Source organism: Sphingomonas sp. PSPC2-2 (assembly GCF_049897725.1).
GTDB lineage: Bacteria > Pseudomonadota > Alphaproteobacteria > Sphingomonadales > Sphingomonadaceae > Sphingomonas.
Window position 1 is genome coordinate 171,508 of the sequence record NZ_JAFCWU010000007.1, and the last position, 17,169, is coordinate 188,676.

Genomic DNA, 17,169 nt, shown 5'->3' on the forward strand with positions numbered 1-17,169 from the left:
ACGGGGGAAGTGGCCGCCACCGCCTCCCCCACACCGTTCGGGCTGAGCCTGTCGAAGCCCCCCCACAAGCGAGGATGTCGCCTGCGGAGGGGCGCTTCGACAGGCTCAGGGCGAACGGGGGCGCAGGGTACGATTCGTTTGAAACGCGATCGTGATCGAATCAGGCAGCAACCGGTGCCGCGTCACCACGCCGCTGGCTGAGATAAGAGGCCATCTCCGGCCCCAGCTCGCGCTGCGCCTTCAGATAGGCCGTCGGCGTCGCGATTCCCAACCGTGCGCGCGCCGCGTCAATCGGCTCCGCCAGCAAGGCTTCATAATCCTCGCCCGACAGCCACTGCGCGCGGCGACCGTGACGATAACCTTCCCACACCGCGCGGGCGAACAGCGTGTTGCCGGTCGCCTTCAGGCTCTTCAGCGCCGCCGCCACCGCGATGAACGCCCAGCCGAGCCCGCCGACCTGCGCATAACTGAACGCCACCAGGCATGCTTCGCCGAGCGATTCATCGGCCTGATAGCCAGTCAGCACATGCCAGATGTCATGCGTGTCGCGCACGCGACGACCGAACCACGCATAAGGATGCTGAACCTGATCTTCGTTGATTACCTTGCTGACCGCGACCAGCCCGTCGGCGGAATAGCCGGTTGTTTCCAGAAAGTGGCGATACGCCGCACCGACCGTGCCAGGCCCAAATTGCGCGACAAAGGCCGGATCGGAAAAGCGCGCCGCCAGCTCGACCTGCTCGGAAGCCAGCCGCCCGCCCTGCGTGGTGGCGATCAACCGCGCGTAATTCATCGGCGCGTTGCCGACATTCAGCGCGCGCATGATGCGGAACACCTGCGTCGTGTCGTCGCCATTGGCGAGCAGCTTGCGAATGGCATCAAAGGCGGTGCGCCAGTCGCGACGCCCGGTCGTACCCGGAAAAGGCGGAAGCTTGGCCATCGACTCGATCCTTGCTGACATGCATGTCAATAAAGATCGGGTGCCGCTACGTCAATCGGCCTTTAGGTGGAGGCGTCCCTCACACTCGCATCGGCATCAGCACATACAGCGCGGCAGACTTGTCATTCTCGCGGATCAGCGTCGGCGCAGCGGCGTCGGCCAGATGCACTTCGATCGTGTCGCCCTGAAGCTGGCCGAGAATGTCGAGCAGATAGCGGCTGTTGAAGCCGATCTCGAAGCCCATCGAAGTGTATTCGCCCGGCACTTCTTCCGCCGCCGTGCCATTTTCGGGGCTGGTGACCGAGAGGATGATCTTGTCGCGGTCGAGCGCCATCTTCACCGCGCGCGTCTTCTCGGTCGCGATCGTGCTGACACGGTCGACGCCTTCCTCGAAGCTGCGCGGGTCGATCTTGAGGATCTTGTCATTGCCGGTCGGAATGACGCGCGAATAATCGGGGAAGGTCCCGTCGATCAGCTTGGAGGTGAGCAGCGCCTGGCCGAGATCGAAGCGGATCTTGGTCGCCGACATCGACACGCCGACCGACCCGTCGACTTCGTCGAGTAGCTTGCGCAACTCGGCCACGCACTTCCGCGGGATGATGATATCGGGCATCCCCTCCGCCCCCTCGGGCCGCGGCATGGTGATGCGCGCCAGGCGGTGGCCGTCCGTCGCGGCGGCTTTCAGCACCGGCAGCGGGTCTTCCGACACGTGCCAGAAAATGCCGTTCAGATAATAGCGCGTTTCCTCGGTCGAAATCGCGAAGCGCGTCTTGTCGATGATCTGCTTCAGCGTCTCGGCGGGCAGTTCGAACGACACCGGCAGCTCGCCCTCGGCGATCACCGGGAAATCGTCGCGCGGCAGCGTGCCGAGCTGGAATTTGGCGCGCCCGGCCATGATCGTCAGCTTGCCGTCGGCGGCGGCGAGCGACACCTGGCTGCCTTCGGGCAGCTTGCGGCAAATGTCGAACAGCGTGTGCGCCGACACCGTGGTCGCACCGGGTTGGTCGACTGCGGCGGCAACGGTCTCGTTGATCTGGAGATCGAGATCGGTCGCCATCAGCTTCAGGCCGCCCTCGGCCGTCGCCTCGATCAGCACGTTGGAGAGGATCGGAATGGTGTTACGCCGCTCCACCACCGATTGGACGTGGCTCAAGCCCTTCAACAGAGTCGCCCGTTCGATCGTCGCCTTCATGTCGTTCCCCCGGGCCCATCGCCCACTTCACTCCCGCCGGACGCGTACGCGCCGGGGGCAATTCGCCGTGTCTCTTTCCTTAAACATAAAAGGGGCCGGGGCAAGCGCCCCGACCCCCGTTTTACGCCTGCAAACAGGCAGCTTGCATCAGAAGCGGACACCCAGCCCGGCAACGACCTGATGACGGTCGGTGTCGACGCTGAAATTGTTGGTGTTGCCGCCATTGGCATATTCCAGCCGCGCATCGCCATAGTTGGAATAGCGATATTCGAGCTTGGCGTAGGTGGTGCGGCCGATCTTCTGCTCGACACCGGCACCGACGCGATAGCCGTCGAGGTTATAGTGCGCGCCGGTCGTGGTGGTGCCGTTGTTGGCGGTCAAGTCGAGACGGTCGTTGGTGTAACCGCCCTTGGCGTAGATCAACGTCTTCGGTGCGACGACATAGCCGATGCGGGCACCGGCATACAGGTCGCGGCCCTGCTTGACGCGGCCATAGCCGAGCGCGGCGGCGCTGGTCGGTGCGTTGCTGACATCGCCGGTCGAGCCGGTGACTTCACCTTCGGCACCGATCACGAAACGGTTGAGCGCCACGTCATAGCCGAAATCGCCACCATAGGTCAGGCCATCGGCCTTGCGGTCGCTGCTGATGCTGGAATTGGGACCGCGGCCCGGCTGCAGCTTGTCATAGCCAAGGATCACGCCGACGCGGGGGCCGGTGAAGGTTGCATCGTCGCGCGACGGCGGGGGTCCGTCCTGAGCGAAGGCGGGGGCGGCCAGGCCGAGGCCGAAAGCGGCAACGGTGGCGGTGAGGGCTAGCTTGCGCATTAGGGTAACTCCGTTGGTACATCCCACTGGTATTGCGTGGGGAACCCTCAAATAGGCAGCCCGGCGGGGAGTTGCATGAACCTCAGACAACGAGGAAAACCGTTGCTTTTGCGTCACACGGGGTTGAAAGGCAGGCCATGGATTCCAACGCCCAGATGCCGCCACGAAAGGGCCGCGATTTCATCGCCCGCCACGGTGAAACGGTGTTCAACGCCGCCGGACGGTTGCAGGGCGACCATGCCCATACCCCCCTCACCCGTGCCGGTTTTGCCCAGGCCGACGAAATGGGACGGGCACTGCGGGAAAAATTGGGGCCGCGCCCGCCGCTGACGCTATGGGCCTCCCCCACCGGACGCGCGTTGCAGACGCTCGCGGTGATCGCCGAGCATCTCGAACTCGACTGGCATGCGGCGCGTACCGATTCGCGGCTCGTCGAAATCGACATGGGCGCGTGGGGCGGACGCTATTACGCGGATCTCGCGGCAGAGGGTGCGCGCGTGGTCGATCGGGATGCCGGCCTGCTGTTTCCCGCACCCGATGGCGAAACCTATCCCGAAATTGCGGCGCGCGTGTCCGGCTGGCTGGCGGATACCGCCGCCGATCATGGCGACCGGCTCGTCATCATGCACGGCATTTCCAGCCGGGTACTGCGCGGGGTGATGACGAACGCTGCGGACACACCCGGTTATGGCGCACCCGCAGCGCCCGGCCTGCCACAGGGGTCGGTCGTGATGATCGATCGCGGCATCGAAAGCGTGGTGCATCTCGGCCTGGGGCACGCGCCTGCATGAAGCGCCGGGTGGCGGTTTTGCTGGTCCTGCTCGCCGCCCCCGCCGCCGCGCGGGAGTCGCTTGGCGTGTTCGATCGCTGGGGGGCCTTTACCGATCCCTCTCCGCTGCGCTGCTACGCGATCGCCGCCCCGGCGCAATCGGGCGGAGCGTCCGCCTGGCGCCCCTTTGCCAGCATCGCCACCTGGCCGGGGCAAGGCGTGCGCAACCAGCTCCACATCCGCCTCAGCCGCGAACGCAATCCGCAATCGCGCGTCACGCTGTCGGTGGGCGAGCGGCGCTTCGATCTGGTCGCGGGCAATGCCGACGCCTGGGCCCCCGATGCGCGCACCGATGCCGCGATCGTCACCGCGATTCGCTCCAGCCGCAGCATGAGTGTCGAGACGCTCGCCAAAAGCGGTGCGCCCTTTGCCGATGTCTATGCGCTGCGCGGAGCCGCAACCGCCATCGACGCGGCATCGCTCGGCTGCCTCAGGCGCTGATATAGGCGCGCAGGCCCGCGACAAGATGATCGAAGGTTGCCCGGATCCGCGCAACGCCACGCAGATCCTCATGCGCAACGACCCAGGTGTCGAGCGCCACCGCTACGGTATCGGGCAAGACCCGCACAAGATCGCGATCGCGCGCCGCCAGCCCGATCTGGCAAAAACCGATTCCCAGGCCTGCGCGAATGGCCGCGAGCTGGGCCAGGTCGTTATCGCTGCGAAAGCCGAAACGCTCGACGTCGATCGGCCAGCCTTGCGCCCGCATCCCGCGCAAGATGGCATTGTCATGCTCCACGCCGATGATGCGATGCCCGGCGAGCTCGGCAACGCTGTCCGGCGTCCCGTACTGGGCGAGATAGTCGCGCCGCGCGTGCAGGCCGAGCGGCACATCGCCGACGCGCTGTGCGACCAGCGCGTCTTGCGTCGGGCGGACCATGCGTACCGCGATATCGGCCTCGCGCCGCAAGACATCCTCATTGCGGTTGGTCGGCGACAAGTCGATCATCAAGCCCGGATGCGCACGTTGTAACCCCGCAAGGATCGGCGGCAGCACTTCGACCGCGATGATCTCGCTCGCCGAGATGCGCACGCGCCCGGCGACCTCGGCCGAAACGCTCGCCGCGCGGGCGAAGGCGGCGGCGGCATGGTCCATCGCCTCGGCATGGCCCGCCACCGCGCGGCCTGCCTCGGTTGGCTGCAACCCGCCCGGTGTGCGGGTGAACAGCGCTGCCCCCGTCGCCGCCTCCAGCTCGGCGATCCGCCGCCGCACCGTCGGCTGGGCGATATCCAGCAGCCGCGCCGCGCCGGACAGGCTGCCCGTCCGCAGCACCGCCAGAAAGGCGCGCTGACGCTCCCAGTCGATCGAGTCGATGCTCATCATTTTTGTATAGGCGGCCTGGCAGTTCTTGCCAATTTTCGACAACCCCCTGGGCGCGTATCTCCATGTCGCAGCAACAGGAGGCGCAGATGACCTACAAAACGGCTTTGATCTTGGGTGCCAATGGCGGCGTCGGCGGGGAAACCGCACGGGCGTTGATCGCGCACGGCTGGCAAGTGCGCGCGCTGACACGAACGCCGCGCGCCGCGCAGCCTGGCATCACCTGGCTCGCCGGCGACGCGATGGACGCCGCCGCCGTGCTCGATGCCGCACACGGCGTCGATGCGATCGTCCATGCGGTCAACCCGCCCGGCTATCGCAACTGGAGCAGGCTGGTGCTGCCAATGCTCGACAACAGCATCGCCGCGGCCCAGGCGGTGGGCGCGCGGCTCGCCTTGCCAGGCACGATCTACAATTACGATGTCGGCACCATCGCCGTCGCCATGGTGGACTCTCCGCAGCAGCCGGTGACGCGCAAAGGTGCCATCCGCGTCGCGATGGAACAGCGCATCGAAGCGGCCTGTCGCGGCGGAATGCGCGCTGTCATCCTGCGCGCTGGCGACTTTTTCGGGCCGCGCCCGGGTGGCAGTTGGCTGTCACAGGGCATGGTCACCCCGGGCAAGCCGGTTACCGCCATCACCTATCCCGGCGATCGCGGCATCGGCCATAGCTGGGCCTATCTGCCCGATGTCGGCGAGACCTTCGCGCAATTGCTCGACCGGGACGCCACGCTGCCGGATTTCGCGCGCTATCATTTCGCGGGCTATTACGACCCCGACGGCACGCTGTTCCCAGGTGCCATCCGCCACGCCGTCGGCAATCCTGCGCTGCCCGTGCGGCGGATGCCCTGGGCGCTGCTGCCGCTGATCGCACCGTTCAACGCGACCATGCGCGAATTGATCGAGATGCGCACCTTCTGGCGCAACCCGCTCGCGCTCGACCATCGCGATCTGGTGGCACTATTGGGCGCGGAACCGCACACCCCGCTCGACCAGGCGATGGCCACGACGCTGCGCGCGCTCGGCTGCCTGCCGCACGAAAATCGGCGGGAGTAGAAAAAGCGGGCATTTTAGCCTATGTGCCCCGGATGCAGACAGCTCCAGCCCTCTCCATGCCCATTCCGGGGCATATCGATCCCGTACCCGTGCCGCGCGCGCTGGTGCCTCGCAGCGACGGGCGAATCGATTTGCTCGGCCTGTCCAAGGCCGATTTGCGGTTGGCGCTGGAAACTTCGCAGCTCGACCCCAAACAGGCGAAATTGCGCGCCAAGCAATTGTGGCATTGGATCTACAATCGCGGCGTCACCGATTTTGCGCTGATGACCGACATTTCCAAGGCCATGCAGCCCTGGCTGGAACAGCGGTTCACGATCAGCCGCCCGCAAGTGGTCGAGGCGCAAGTGTCGACCGACGGCACGCGCAAATGGCTGCTGCGCACCGATGACGGCAATGATTATGAGATGGTGTTCATCCCCGACGCCGATCGCGGCACTTTGTGCGTGTCGAGCCAGGTCGGCTGCACGCTCAACTGCCGCTTCTGCCACACCGGCACGATGCGGCTGGTGCGCAACCTGACGCCGGGCGAGATTGTCGGGCAAGTGATGCTCGCGCGCGACGCGCTGGGCGAATGGCCGAGCCAGCCCGAGGGGCGGATGCTCACCAACATCGTGATGATGGGCATGGGCGAGCCGCTCTACAATTTCGACAATGTCCGCGATGGTCTGAAGATCGTGATGGATGGCGACGGCATCGGCCTGTCACGCCGCCGCATCACGCTGTCGACCAGCGGCGTCGTGCCGCTGATGGCGCGCGCGGGCGAAGAGATTTCGGTCAACCTCGCGGTGTCGCTTCACGCCGTCACCAACGAGATCCGCGACGAGATCGTCCCCATCAACCGCAAGTACAAGCTCGAGCAGGTGCTCCAAGCGTGCGCGGATTATCCGGGGGCCAACAATGCGCGGCGCATCACCTTCGAATATGTGATGCTCAAGGACAAGAATGACAGCGACGCCGATGCGCGCGAGCTGGTGCGGCTGCTGAAGAAATACGATCTGCCCGCCAAGGTGAACCTGATCCCGTTCAACCCCTGGCCCGGCGCGCCCTATGAATGTTCGACGCCCGAGCGGATCAAATCCTTCTCCAACATCGTGTTCGATTCCGGCATCAGCGCGCCGGTGCGCACCCCGCGTGGACGCGACATCGATGCCGCCTGCGGGCAGCTGAAAACCGCCAGCGAAAAGCGGACCCGCGCCGAGCTCGACCGGCTGGCCGAGGAAAAGCAGGCGGCGCTGGGTTAACCCCCCGTGTTCCTGCGCTGGCAGGAACCCAGGGTTACGGGCGTGGCGCTTGCAGCCCTGGGCTCCTGCCAGCGCAGGAGCACGGCGGAGGTCAGCGAGCTGCACACCTTGCCTCGCCCGGTCGCGCGCGTCACAAACCGGTCTGGCGGAATGTGCGGCACGGTCGATGCCGGGACAAAGCCCGGCATGACGGAATGACGGTGGATCTGACGACAATCGGCCTCGCTGCAGGCGCGGGCCTTCTAGGCGGCGCGATGAACGCGCTGGCGGGCGGCGGCACCTTCGCCACGCTGCCCGCGCTGATCGCGCTCGGCCTGCCTGCCAACACCGCCAACGCCACCTCCAACCTCGCTTTGTTGCCGGGGGCCGCGACCAGCGCCTGGGCGTTTCGCGACGAATTGCAGCCGATCGGCGGGGTTCGCATCCGCTTGCTCGCCGCAATCACCTTTGTCGGCGGCCTGGCCGGCAGCGCGCTGCTCTGGGCGACGCCGACGCATGTGTTCGACTTGCTGATCCCGTGGCTGCTGCTGTTCGCCTTCGTCGTCATCACCTTCGGCAAACGCGCCGCCGATGCGCTGCACAGCCGCGTCACCATCACGCCGCACATGCTGGTGGTCGTGCAGGCGGCGCTCGGCATTTATGGTGGCTATTTCGGCGGCGGCGTCGGGTTGATGACCACCGCCGTCTATGGCCTGCTCGCGGGCGTTTCGCCGCGCGCCCTGTTCGCGCCGCGCACCTTGATGCTCGCCATCGCCAATGCCGCCGCCGCGATCATTTTCATCCTCGCCGGGCTGATCGCCTGGGCCGCGTGCTTGCCGATGCTGGTCGGCGCGGTCTTCGGCGGCTGGATCGGCGCGCATATCGGCAAGCGCCTGTCACACGGCGTGGTGCGCGGCTGGACCTTGTTCGTCACCGGCGCGACCACTTTGGTGTTTTTCTGGCGCGCCTATTTCTGAAGTGCGAGCAAGGCCGCGACGATCTTGCCGTCGTCCTTCTCATCGATCGTCGCTTTATAGGCACCGCGCATCTTGGTCACTTCGGCCTGCCATTGCTCGGGCTTGAGCTTGGGCTGGCTCAGGATCAAATCGGGCGAATGGCACGCCGTGCAGTTGACCGTCACGATCTCGGCACTGGCGGGCAGCGTCACCGTCTCGTCGGGCAAAGTGATGCTTTGCGAGGTCAGCGCGATCGGCGCGCCCGTGCCGCGCAGCGACTCGGGCGTGGCATAACGCTCGCACCCGGCCAGCAGCGCCACTGCGGCCAGCGCGACGATCGATCCAAGCCGTCGCATCATGCCCGGGTCACCTTCATCGTCTCGATGCTGTTGCGCATATAGCCACCGGGGTTCCAGATCGGATCGAAGCGTTGCGTCTCACCATTGGTGTTGGTGGTGCGCACCGCCACCGTCTGCGCGCCCGGCGGGACGGAAGCCGCCCAGCGCCGGAAACCGTAGCGCCCCGCATCGGGGCCAAGCTGCGCCGGATGCCAGCTCTTGCCGCCATCGATCGACCAGTCGACCTTGGCCACGCCAGCCGCCCCACCCAGCGCGATGCCGCGCACCGCGCCCACATCGGCGCGCGTGAAAAAGGCACGCGGCAGCATCCGCCCGATCGGCACGGTCGGAAAATCCTTGGCCCCCGGCACCACGTTTGCGCGCGGGGTCGCCGGGATGCGATAGGCCTTGTCCATCCAATAGCCGGTGTCGGGCGCGGCGAGCACGGTGATGCGGTCAAGCGCCTTGACCCAATAGGTCGAGAACCAGCCCGGCACGATCAGCCGCAGCGGAAAGCCGTTGAGCAGCGGGAGTTGCGCACCGTTCATGCCGTACGCCACGATCACCTCGTCGGCGCGGGCATGGTCGATCGCCAGCGACTTGGCGAACCACGGCGCATCGCCCGGTGGACGATCGAGCCCGGCAAACTGCACCTGCACCGCGCCCGGCGCGACGCCTGCACGTTCCAGCAGATCGCGCAAACGCACCCCGGTCCACAGCGCATTGCCGATCGCGCCATTGCCCCATTGCGCGCCCGCCACGCGCGGACCGAAAGCCCCACGCGAATTGCCCGAACATTGGTTGACCGCCGCGATCTCGACTTGCGGCAGCGACTGTAGCTGCTTGAGGCTCAGCGACAGCGGGTGCTTGACCGCCCCGCCGACCTGCAAGCGGAAGCTGTCGACATCGACCGACAGCGGAATGTCGGCATAATGCCAGCGCACGAAGAAGCGGTCGTTCGGGGTGAAGGTCGATGCGCCCAATTCCCCGTCAAACGCCGCCATCGGCGTTTCGAGCAGCGGCGCGCGCACGCGCTGCAGGATCATGCCGCGCTTGCCCGGAAAAGCATCGGTCAGCGGGCGGCGGCCATCGCCCTGCGAAAAGCCAAGATCGACCAGGGATTGCGCCCACAGCGGACTGCTCGCCAGTGCGCCCGCACCGAGCGTCAGCGCGCTGCGCCGCGCGATGGGTTGGCGGAGCCACTCAGCCATGCTGGATCGCCAGCGGCGCAAAGCGCGCGACTTGCTGCCCGACCAGCGAAAGCTGTTCGATCACGGCGGGGTCGCTCGCGCCGCCCTCGGCATCGAATTTGGTGAGTTGCGTGTTGACCGCCGCCGCGAACGGCGTCGGCCAGCCGCGCAGGGCATGGACGATCGAGCGCAGCGCGGCGATGGTGCTGCCCGTCGCCTGCCAGCCATAGGCCGTCGCGATCAAGCCGACCGGCATATCGGCCAGATATGGACGATGCGGATCGCGCGCGGTTTCCTCGAGCAAGTCGAGCGCATTCTTGACCACGCCCGAAATGCTGCCGTGATAGCCGGGCGAGGCGATGATCAGCGCCGAGGCTTGCCGCACGGTATCGACGAACTCGCGCTCCTGCGGGGTCCGCGTCGTCGCTCTTGGATCATAAAGCGGCAGCTGCGCCATGTCGGCACCGCCGAACATGCGCGTGCGAAAACCTTCGCGTGCCGCCGCGTCCAGCGCGATCGCCAGCGCGCGCTCGGTCGAGGACACCCCTCCGATCGTGCCGCCAATCCCGACGACAAGGGGCAGATCGGGCGCGGAATCGGCCATCGGGGAAATCTTTCGCAGCGGGGCGGCACACGGCCACGGTCCGCGTTCGATAGCGGGCGCGCGCGCCGGGCTCAATCGCCAACTGGGGCCCGATCGGCTCCCCCTCGCGCCTTGCCCCCCGCGCTGCTACACCCGGCATCGATGCGTGACCCTTGCTTGCACGATCTGTTTTATATGAGTAACACACGCTTTCGGTGTAGCGGGATCTAGTCCATGCGTTCCTATCCCTTCGATCCGGCCGATCGGCCGCAGCGCGCGGACGATGCGCTCGAGCTGACCGGCGGTATGCCGCCGCCCGAACGTCATGGGGGGCCGAGCTACCAGGCCGAGGGTGAGCCTTACGCCGATGAGGACGACGGCTATACGACCACCCTGCCGGTGGTGCAGCGGCCCAACCGGCTGCGCTGGGTCATGCGCGGCATCGCCGCGCTGATCGTATTGTTCGTGTTCGCGGTCGGCTGGCTCGCGGTCACCGCGCCCTTGTCGAAATCGTTGCAGCCGCCGACCCCGCCCAGCATCACCCTGCTCGCCGATGACGGCACGCCGATCGCGCGGCGCGGCGCGATCCTGGGGGCACCGGTCGATGCCGCCAAGCTGCCCAAAAACGTCACCAACGCGTTCCTGGCGATCGAGGACCGGCGCTTCCGCACGCATTGGGGGATCGATCCGCGCGGCATCACCCGCGCTTTCTTCCACAACATCACCTCCAAGGGGCGCGACCAGGGCGGCAGCACGATCACGCAGCAGCTCGCCAAGAACGCCTTTCTCGATTCGGATCGCACCGCCGCGCGAAAGATTCGCGAAGTGATGATCGCCTTCTGGCTGGAGGCGTGGCTGACTAAGGACCAGATCCTGTCGCGCTATCTGTCGAACGTCTATTTCGGCGACAACGTCTATGGCCTGCGCGCCGCCGCGCGGCATTATTTCGGGCGCACGCCGGAAAATCTGTCGATCGGCCAGGCGGCGATGCTGGCCGGGCTGGTCAAGGCCCCATCCAAGCTCGCCCCCACGATCAACCTGAAGGGCGCGCGCGATCGCGCCGCCTTGGTCGTCGCGGCGATGGTCGATGCGGGCTTTCTCGATAAGGCAGAGGCCGCCACGGTCCGTCCGGCGCGCCCGATCGCCGACCATACCCAGGTGCTGCCCAACGGCACCTATTTCGCCGATTGGGTACTGCCCGAGGCGCGCGACCGCGCGGGCGAGATCGCGACGGAGACGACGGTGCAGACCACGCTCGACCGCCGCCTGCAACGCGCCGCCGAACATGCGGTCCGGCGTGCGGGCTTGCGCCAGGCGCAAGTTGCGCTGGTGGCGATGCGGCCGGACGGGCGCGTGGTCGCGATGGTCGGCGGCAAATCCTATGCCGACAGCCCGTTCAACCGCGCCACGCAAGCCCAGCGCCAGCCGGGCTCGGCGTTCAAGCTGTTCGTCTATCTCGCGGCGATGCGCCACGGCCTGACGCCCGATTCGGTAATCGACGACAAGCCCATCACCATCGCCAATTGGTCGCCCAAGAACGCCGATGGCCGCTATCTCGGGCCGATCACGCTGCGCCAGGCGTTCGCGCGCTCCTCCAACGTGGCAGCAGCACGGATCACCCAGCAAGTCGGCGTCGCCAACGTCATCCAGGCGGCACGCGACTTGGGCGTGACCTCGCCCATCCCCAATGAAGCGACGATCGCGCTCGGCACGTCGAGCATGTCGCTGCTCGAACTGACCTCGGCTTATGCCGCGATTCTCGCCGAACGCTATCCGGTCCATGCACACGGGCTGGAGGCCGCTCCGGCGGAGCACGGGATCATCGCCGCGCTCACCGATCGCACCCATTCGCTCGATGGCACCATCCATGACGAGATGCTCGATCTGCTCTCCGCCTCGGCCGAGACGGGCACCGGGCGCGCCGCCGCTCTGTCGGTCAAGACCTATGGCAAGACCGGTACCACGCAGGACAGCCGCGACGCGCTGTTCGTCGGCTTCGCCAATGGGCTCGTGGTCGGCGTGTGGGTCGGCAATGACGACAACACCCCCAATGCCGGGCTGTCGGGCGGCGGCATTCCGGCGCGGGTGTGGCGCGATTTCATGCAGACCGCGCTCGGCGTCGGCCCCGCCGCCGCGCCGGAACCGGTCGAAGAAGTCGATCCCGATGCGGGCAATTCGCTGGGCGACGCGCTCGAAAACTTCCTCGATCCCAGCGCGATTCCCCCGGTCGAGGGCGAGATTCCGGGCGTCGGACGGATACGGTTGCGCAATGGCGAAATCGACTTCGCGCCCACCCGCCCCGACCAGCGCGACCGCCGCCGCGATGCCCCCGACGATCGCGCCCCGCGCCGCGACCAGAGTGATCCGAACGACGACCAATAGCGCCGGTTGACGCCGGGCAAGCACGCCCGCATTGCTGTGCCATGCGCTTCTTCTCCGACAATGCCGCCCCCGTCCACGCCACCGTCCTCGCTGCCATGGCCGACGCCAATGTGCTCGACACCGCGTATGACGGCGACGGCTGGAGCAAGCAGCTCGACGCGCGTTTTTCGGAGCTGTTCGAAACCCCGGTTCGCGCGCTGTGGGTGCCCTCGGGCACGGCGGCCAATTGCCTCGCGCTCGCCGCTCTGTGCCCGCCGCATGGCGCGATCGTCTGCCACCGCGACGCGCATATCCAGAATGACGAAGCCGGCGCGCCCGAATTCTACACGCACGGTGCCAAATTACTGCTGGCCGAGGGCGAGGGCGCGAAGCTGACCCCCGATTCGATCCGCGCCCTGCTCGATGCGACGCGCACCGACGTCCACCAGGTCCAGCCGCACGCCATCTCGATCACCAACGCCACCGAATATGGGCTGGTCTACTCCCCCAATGACGTCGCCGCGATCGGCCATCTCGCGCGCGAACGCGGGCTCGGCCTGCATATGGACGGTGCGCGCTTCGCCAATGCGGTCGCGCATCTCGGCTGCGCCCCCGCCGACGTGACGTGGCGTGCCGGGGTCGATGCGCTGAGCTTCGGCTTTATCAAAAATGGCGGGATGAGCGCCGAGGCGCTGATCTTCTTCAAGCCCGAGCTTGCCGCCGCGACGCTCTATCGCCGCAAGCGCGCCGGGTTGCTATTGTCCAAAGGCCGCTATCTCGCGGCGCAATTGCTGGCGATGCTCGACGGCGATCTGTGGCTCGATCTGGCGCGGGGTGCCAATGCCGGGGCGGCCTTGCTGGCGCAGGCTGCGGGCGACCGGCTGGTCAACCCGGTCGAGGCGAACGAAGTGTTCCTGCGCGTCACCGCCACCGAGGCCGAGGCACTGCGCGCACTTGGTTTCGATTTCTATGACTGGGGTCCGGGCGAAGCGCGACTGGTGGTTTCGTGGAATCAGCGCCCCGAGGACATCCGCCCGCTCGCCGATGCGATCGCCGCGCTTTGAGCGGCGATCCGCCCCCCAATTCGAGCCGTCTCGCGATCCTGATCCCGTTCGGCATCGTCACGCTGATCTGGGGGTCGACCTGGTTGGTCATTCGCGGGCAATTGGGCGTGGTGCCGCCAAGCTGGTCGGTCACCTATCGCTTCCTCATCGCCGGGATCGTGATGCTCGGCTATGCCGCCGTCCGACGCGAGCGCGTCCAGCTCGATGCGCGCGGCTGGGGCTTTGCCGCCTTGCTCGGGCTGATGCAATTCTGCCTCAACTTCAATTTCGTCTATCGTGCCGAGGCGCATATCGCCTCCGGGCTGGTGGCGGTGGTGTTCGCGCTGATGCTGTTGCCCAACGCCTTGTTCGGGCTCATTTTTCTCGGCCAGCGGCTCGGGCGGCAATTGCTCGTCGGGGTCGGCGTGGCGATGGTCGGGGTCACCCTCCTGTTCCTGCGCGAAATGCGGATCGATCCGCATGGTCCCGGCGAAGTGATGACCGGGATCGGCTTTACCACGCTGGCGATCTTCTCCGCCTCGACCGCCAATGTCATGCAGGGCACGCGCACCGCGCGCGCCTATCCGATGATCCCGACGCTCGGCGTGGCCATGCTGATCGGCGCGTCGTTCGACGCCGCCTTCGCCTGGGTGACGACCGGGCCACCGGTGATCGAGCCGACTTTACCCTATCTCGCCGCCACGCTCTATCTCGGCGTGTTCGCCTCGGCGATCGCCTTCCCGCTCTATTTCGGCGTGCTCCGCGTGATCGGCCCGGCCAAGGCGGCCTATTCGGGCGTGCTCGTCCCCGTCATCGCCATGTGCCTGTCGACCCTGTTCGAGGGCTATCGCTGGTCGCTGCTCGCCGGGGCAGGCGCGGCGCTGGTGATCGGCGGCCTGATCATCGCGCTCAGGGCACGCAGACCCGCGCGGTAATCGGGGTAGAGCGGTCTCCAGCCGAGCACGCGCTTCGCCTTGCCGTTGGCCACCCGCCGATTCTCGGCATAGAAACCGCGCGCCATTGGCGACAGCGTCTCCAGCGGCACGAAGGCAGGCGCGGCGAGCCCCAACAGCCGCGCCGCGAACGCCACCACCGCATTCTGGCTGGCCGGGACATCGTCGGCGAGATTGTACGCGCCGGGCGGGGCCGCAAACCCCGCGATCACCCCGCGGGCTATGTCGTCGACATGGCAACGGCTGAACACCTGGTCGGCGACATCGACGCGGTGCGCCATACCGCTGGCGACACGATCCAGCGGCGACCGCCCCGGACCGTAAATACCCGGTAAGCGAAACACCCCAGCGCCGATCTCCTGCCACGCGGCATCGGCTTCGGCCCGCGCATTGCGGCGACCGCTGCCGATCGCGGCGCTCTCATCGACCCACGCCCCGCCAGCATCGCCGTAAACCCCGGTCGAGGACAGGTAGCCGAGCCACGCCCCGCTCGCGCGCAGGGCTGTGCCATAGGTGACCAGCACCGGATCGATCTCGCCCGCAGGCGGCACCGAGGACAGGATATGCGTCGCCGCGCCCAGTTCCAGCGCAACCGCCGCGCCATCATCGAAGCGGATCGTACCGTCGCGCCCGTCGCGCGTGGTGCCGACCACCACCCCGCCTGCGCCGCGCACCCGCGCCGCCAGCACTTGCGCGGTATAGCCAAGCCCGAAGATCAGCAGCCGCACATCACTTCGCCCCATAGCCATTGTACAGCAACCCGAAGAAATCGCCCTTGTTCCAGCGCGGCCGCGCATCGCCATCGGCAATCGCGCGTGCGATCGCATAATTGGCATCGACGAAGCGGATGCCCTGCGCCCAGTCGATCGGCTGCGACAGGTCGTCGGCCGGCTGGTGATAGCGGTGCGCGAAGAACTCCGCCGTCGCCGCCTTGCCCGGCCCCTTCTGCCCTGGCCACAGGAACACCGAGGGCACGCCTTGCTGGACGAAGCGATAATGATCGGAGCGCACGAAAATGCCCTGCGCCGGATCGGGATCGGGCGACATCGTCACCCCCAAGGTGCCGACCGCCTGCGCGACGATCGGCCCCAAGGTTGAGCGATCGGCCCCGAACACCGTCATGTCTTCAAAGGCGTAAGACAGGATCGGCATATCGAGATTGACGTCGGCGACGATGCTGGAGATCGGCACGGTCGGGTGCTTGGCGAAATAGTCGGAGCCGACCAGCCCCTTCTCCTCCGCCGTCACTGCCAGGAACAGGATCGAGCGGCGCGGGCGCTTGCCCGAAGCCTTGAAACGCTTGGCTTCCTCGATCAGCGAGGCGATACCGACGGCGTTGTCCTCCGCGCCATTATAGATCGTGTCGCCCTTGGCATCGGGCCGCCCGACGCCGAGATGATCGAGATGCGCCGACAGCACGACCACCTCCTTGGCGAGCTTGGGGTCGCTGCCGGGCAGCATCCCGGCGACATTGCCGCTGCCCATCGCCTCGAACGCCGTCTTCAGCGACACCGTCATGCTGACGCCCAGCGGCTCCGCGCGGAGAACCGCCTCGCGGTCGGCTGAAGCTTTGACGATATCGCTCCAGGGCGCCTTCGCGCCCGCGAACAGCTTGGCCGCCCCGGTCGCGCTGAGCGTCGCCAGCACCGGCGCGCCGACGGTCTCGCCCGTGCCATTGGCGCGCGCCCAGGTCGTGCGCGGCCGGTCGAAGCCCGCCCCGTTCCCCGGCAGAGGACCCCGCGTCAGCACCACCACGCCGACCGCGCCATGCTGCGCCGCGATCACCGCCTTGGTCGCCACGCTCTGGAAATGCGCGCGTTCCTCGCTCTGGAAGCTGTTCGGCGCGCCCGCGAACAGCGCGACGATCTTGCCGCGCACATCCACCCCGGCATAATCGTCGCGGCGATAAGTCGGCGCGACCAGCCCATAGCCGACGAACACCACCGGCGCATCGAGCGCGGTCTGCGCGGCACTCGCCACCGCGCCCGGCACATAATCCTCGCCAAAGACCAGCGTGCGCGGGCCCGCGCCCGCGCCGGTCAGCACGACATCGCCCTTGTCGGCAGCGCGATAGGTGACCAGCGGCACCTTCTGGATATAGCTGCCCGCATCCCCGGCAGGCTTCAGCCCGGCGGCAAAGAATTGCGCGGCGACATATTCCGCGGCGATCCTATATTCGGGGCTGCCCGCCTCGCGCCCGCGCAGCGCATCGGAGGCAAGAAACAGGACATGCGCCTTCATCGCGGCCTGATCGTCGGGCAAGGGCGCGTCCTGCGCGAGCCCCGCGCTTGCGCTCGCGAGCGCAATCATGCCCGCCATCCAGATCTTCATCGTCATCCCTTTTGCTATCCTGGCCCGCTACC

The 17,169-nt window shown here is 67.1% G+C and carries 17 protein-coding genes; 8 read left to right on the top strand and 9 right to left on the bottom strand.

The window, feature by feature from the left end:
* Positions 1 to 160 precede the first annotated feature (160 nt).
* The 3 genes from ACP7BY_RS14125 to ACP7BY_RS14135 all read right to left on the bottom strand — a co-directional run bounded on the left by ACP7BY_RS14125 (position 161) and on the right by ACP7BY_RS14135 (position 2,957).
* On the bottom strand, positions 161 to 940 hold the full coding sequence (locus ACP7BY_RS14125) for a Coq4 family protein (RefSeq protein WP_033966573.1): 780 nt from the start codon (positions 938 to 940) through the stop codon (positions 161 to 163).
* A gap of 79 nt (positions 941 to 1,019) precedes the next feature.
* Positions 1,020 to 2,132, bottom strand: a complete 1,113-nt coding sequence (gene dnaN, locus ACP7BY_RS14130; RefSeq protein ID WP_033966574.1) for a DNA polymerase III subunit beta — start codon at positions 2,130 to 2,132, stop codon at positions 1,020 to 1,022.
* 147 nt (positions 2,133 to 2,279) lie between these two features.
* Positions 2,280 to 2,957 (bottom strand): outer membrane protein, encoded by a 678-nt coding sequence (locus ACP7BY_RS14135; RefSeq protein ID WP_033966575.1) that lies wholly within the window; start codon positions 2,955 to 2,957, stop codon positions 2,280 to 2,282.
* Between the two features lie 137 nt (positions 2,958 to 3,094).
* On the opposite strand from ACP7BY_RS14135, the gene ACP7BY_RS14140 reads away from it, so the two are divergent.
* The gene (locus tag ACP7BY_RS14140) at positions 3,095 to 3,748 is read left to right on the top strand and encodes a histidine phosphatase family protein (protein WP_137902464.1); all 654 of its coding nucleotides are present in this window, start codon (positions 3,095 to 3,097) and stop codon (positions 3,746 to 3,748) included.
* Positions 3,745 to 4,227, top strand: a complete 483-nt coding sequence (locus tag ACP7BY_RS14145; protein WP_033966576.1) for a hypothetical protein — start codon at positions 3,745 to 3,747, stop codon at positions 4,225 to 4,227. The genes ACP7BY_RS14140 and ACP7BY_RS14145 overlap by 4 nt, the downstream gene beginning before the upstream one ends.
* On the opposite strand, the gene ACP7BY_RS14150 is transcribed toward ACP7BY_RS14145, so the two are convergent.
* Positions 4,217 to 5,110, bottom strand: a complete 894-nt coding sequence (locus ACP7BY_RS14150) for a LysR family transcriptional regulator (RefSeq protein WP_249340805.1) — start codon at positions 5,108 to 5,110, stop codon at positions 4,217 to 4,219. The two genes, ACP7BY_RS14145 and ACP7BY_RS14150, sit on opposite strands and share 11 nt — an antisense overlap.
* Before the next feature lie 86 nt (positions 5,111 to 5,196).
* Between ACP7BY_RS14150 and ACP7BY_RS14155 the strand changes: the two genes are divergently transcribed.
* The 3 genes from ACP7BY_RS14155 to ACP7BY_RS14165 all read left to right on the top strand — a co-directional run bounded on the left by ACP7BY_RS14155 (position 5,197) and on the right by ACP7BY_RS14165 (position 8,359).
* Positions 5,197 to 6,162: an NAD(P)H-binding protein gene (locus ACP7BY_RS14155; protein WP_033966589.1), complete on the top strand. Its 966-nt coding sequence runs from the start codon at positions 5,197 to 5,199 to the stop codon at positions 6,160 to 6,162.
* A gap of 32 nt (positions 6,163 to 6,194) precedes the next feature.
* The gene (gene rlmN, locus ACP7BY_RS14160) at positions 6,195 to 7,403 is read left to right on the top strand and encodes a 23S rRNA (adenine(2503)-C(2))-methyltransferase RlmN (protein WP_033966579.1); all 1,209 of its coding nucleotides are present in this window, start codon (positions 6,195 to 6,197) and stop codon (positions 7,401 to 7,403) included.
* Between the two features lie 194 nt (positions 7,404 to 7,597).
* Positions 7,598 to 8,359 carry a sulfite exporter TauE/SafE family protein gene (locus ACP7BY_RS14165; protein WP_033966581.1) on the top strand — a complete coding sequence of 254 codons (762 nt, stop codon included), beginning with the start codon at positions 7,598 to 7,600 and terminating at the stop codon, positions 8,357 to 8,359.
* Here ACP7BY_RS14165 and ACP7BY_RS14170 read toward each other — a convergent pair.
* The 3 genes from ACP7BY_RS14170 to ACP7BY_RS14180 are packed head-to-tail and all read right to left on the bottom strand — an operon-like array spanning position 8,350 to position 10,470.
* Entirely contained in the window at positions 8,350 to 8,697 is a 348-nt protein-coding gene (locus tag ACP7BY_RS14170; protein WP_033966582.1) for a hypothetical protein, read from the bottom strand. The two genes, ACP7BY_RS14165 and ACP7BY_RS14170, sit on opposite strands and share 10 nt — an antisense overlap.
* Positions 8,694 to 9,887 carry a molybdopterin-dependent oxidoreductase gene (locus tag ACP7BY_RS14175; RefSeq protein ID WP_137902465.1) on the bottom strand — a complete coding sequence of 398 codons (1,194 nt, stop codon included), beginning with the start codon at positions 9,885 to 9,887 and terminating at the stop codon, positions 8,694 to 8,696. The genes ACP7BY_RS14170 and ACP7BY_RS14175 overlap by 4 nt, the downstream gene beginning before the upstream one ends.
* Entirely contained in the window at positions 9,880 to 10,470 is a 591-nt protein-coding gene (locus ACP7BY_RS14180; protein WP_033966586.1) for an NADPH-dependent FMN reductase, read from the bottom strand. The genes ACP7BY_RS14175 and ACP7BY_RS14180 overlap by 8 nt, the downstream gene beginning before the upstream one ends.
* A 213-nt stretch (positions 10,471 to 10,683) precedes the next feature.
* Here ACP7BY_RS14180 and ACP7BY_RS14185 point away from each other — a divergent pair, with 213 nt between their 5' ends.
* Genes ACP7BY_RS14185 through ACP7BY_RS14195 form a run of 3 tightly spaced genes read left to right on the top strand, consistent with a single transcriptional unit; the run spans position 10,684 to position 14,788 of the window.
* Positions 10,684 to 12,831: a transglycosylase domain-containing protein gene (locus ACP7BY_RS14185; RefSeq protein WP_137902466.1), complete on the top strand. Its 2,148-nt coding sequence runs from the start codon at positions 10,684 to 10,686 to the stop codon at positions 12,829 to 12,831.
* A gap of 41 nt (positions 12,832 to 12,872) precedes the next feature.
* Positions 12,873 to 13,874 carry a threonine aldolase family protein gene (locus ACP7BY_RS14190; protein WP_137902467.1) on the top strand — a complete coding sequence of 334 codons (1,002 nt, stop codon included), beginning with the start codon at positions 12,873 to 12,875 and terminating at the stop codon, positions 13,872 to 13,874.
* On the top strand, positions 13,871 to 14,788 hold the full coding sequence (locus ACP7BY_RS14195; RefSeq protein ID WP_137902468.1) for a DMT family transporter: 918 nt from the start codon (positions 13,871 to 13,873) through the stop codon (positions 14,786 to 14,788). Before ACP7BY_RS14190 ends, ACP7BY_RS14195 begins: the two co-directional genes overlap by 4 nt.
* Here ACP7BY_RS14195 and ACP7BY_RS14200 read toward each other — a convergent pair.
* Both ACP7BY_RS14200 and ACP7BY_RS14205 read right to left on the bottom strand, forming a co-directional pair.
* Positions 14,698 to 15,534, bottom strand: coding sequence for an NAD(P)-dependent oxidoreductase (locus ACP7BY_RS14200; protein WP_137902469.1), 837 nt, complete (start codon positions 15,532 to 15,534; stop codon positions 14,698 to 14,700). The two genes, ACP7BY_RS14195 and ACP7BY_RS14200, sit on opposite strands and share 91 nt — an antisense overlap.
* Position 15,535: 1 nt before the next feature.
* Positions 15,536 to 17,143 carry a M28 family metallopeptidase gene (locus tag ACP7BY_RS14205; RefSeq protein WP_137902470.1) on the bottom strand — a complete coding sequence of 536 codons (1,608 nt, stop codon included), beginning with the start codon at positions 17,141 to 17,143 and terminating at the stop codon, positions 15,536 to 15,538.
* Between the last annotated feature and the right edge of the window lie 26 nt (positions 17,144 to 17,169).

What these genes read in the sequence shown, in the direction of transcription:
- ACP7BY_RS14125 (WP_033966573.1), bottom strand. Translation starts at nt 940, where the DNA reads ATGGCCAAGCTTCCGCCTTTTCCGGGTACGACCGGGCGTCGCGACTGG.
- dnaN (WP_033966574.1), bottom strand. Translation starts at nt 2,132, where the DNA reads ATGAAGGCGACGATCGAACGGGCGACTCTGTTGAAGGGCTTGAGCCAC.
- ACP7BY_RS14135 (WP_033966575.1), bottom strand. Translation starts at nt 2,957, where the DNA reads ATGCGCAAGCTAGCCCTCACCGCCACCGTTGCCGCTTTCGGCCTCGGC.
- ACP7BY_RS14140 (WP_137902464.1), top strand. Translation starts at nt 3,095, where the DNA reads ATGGATTCCAACGCCCAGATGCCGCCACGAAAGGGCCGCGATTTCATC.
- ACP7BY_RS14145 (WP_033966576.1), top strand. Translation starts at nt 3,745, where the DNA reads ATGAAGCGCCGGGTGGCGGTTTTGCTGGTCCTGCTCGCCGCCCCCGCC.
- ACP7BY_RS14150 (WP_249340805.1), bottom strand. Translation starts at nt 5,110, where the DNA reads ATGATGAGCATCGACTCGATCGACTGGGAGCGTCAGCGCGCCTTTCTG.
- ACP7BY_RS14155 (WP_033966589.1), top strand. Translation starts at nt 5,197, where the DNA reads ATGACCTACAAAACGGCTTTGATCTTGGGTGCCAATGGCGGCGTCGGC.
- rlmN (WP_033966579.1), top strand. Translation starts at nt 6,195, where the DNA reads ATGCAGACAGCTCCAGCCCTCTCCATGCCCATTCCGGGGCATATCGAT.
- ACP7BY_RS14165 (WP_033966581.1), top strand. Translation starts at nt 7,598, where the DNA reads ATGACGGTGGATCTGACGACAATCGGCCTCGCTGCAGGCGCGGGCCTT.
- ACP7BY_RS14170 (WP_033966582.1), bottom strand. Translation starts at nt 8,697, where the DNA reads ATGATGCGACGGCTTGGATCGATCGTCGCGCTGGCCGCAGTGGCGCTG.
- ACP7BY_RS14175 (WP_137902465.1), bottom strand. Translation starts at nt 9,887, where the DNA reads ATGGCTGAGTGGCTCCGCCAACCCATCGCGCGGCGCAGCGCGCTGACG.
- ACP7BY_RS14180 (WP_033966586.1), bottom strand. Translation starts at nt 10,470, where the DNA reads ATGGCCGATTCCGCGCCCGATCTGCCCCTTGTCGTCGGGATTGGCGGC.
- ACP7BY_RS14185 (WP_137902466.1), top strand. Translation starts at nt 10,684, where the DNA reads ATGCGTTCCTATCCCTTCGATCCGGCCGATCGGCCGCAGCGCGCGGAC.
- ACP7BY_RS14190 (WP_137902467.1), top strand. Translation starts at nt 12,873, where the DNA reads ATGCGCTTCTTCTCCGACAATGCCGCCCCCGTCCACGCCACCGTCCTC.
- ACP7BY_RS14205 (WP_137902470.1), bottom strand. Translation starts at nt 17,143, where the DNA reads ATGACGATGAAGATCTGGATGGCGGGCATGATTGCGCTCGCGAGCGCA.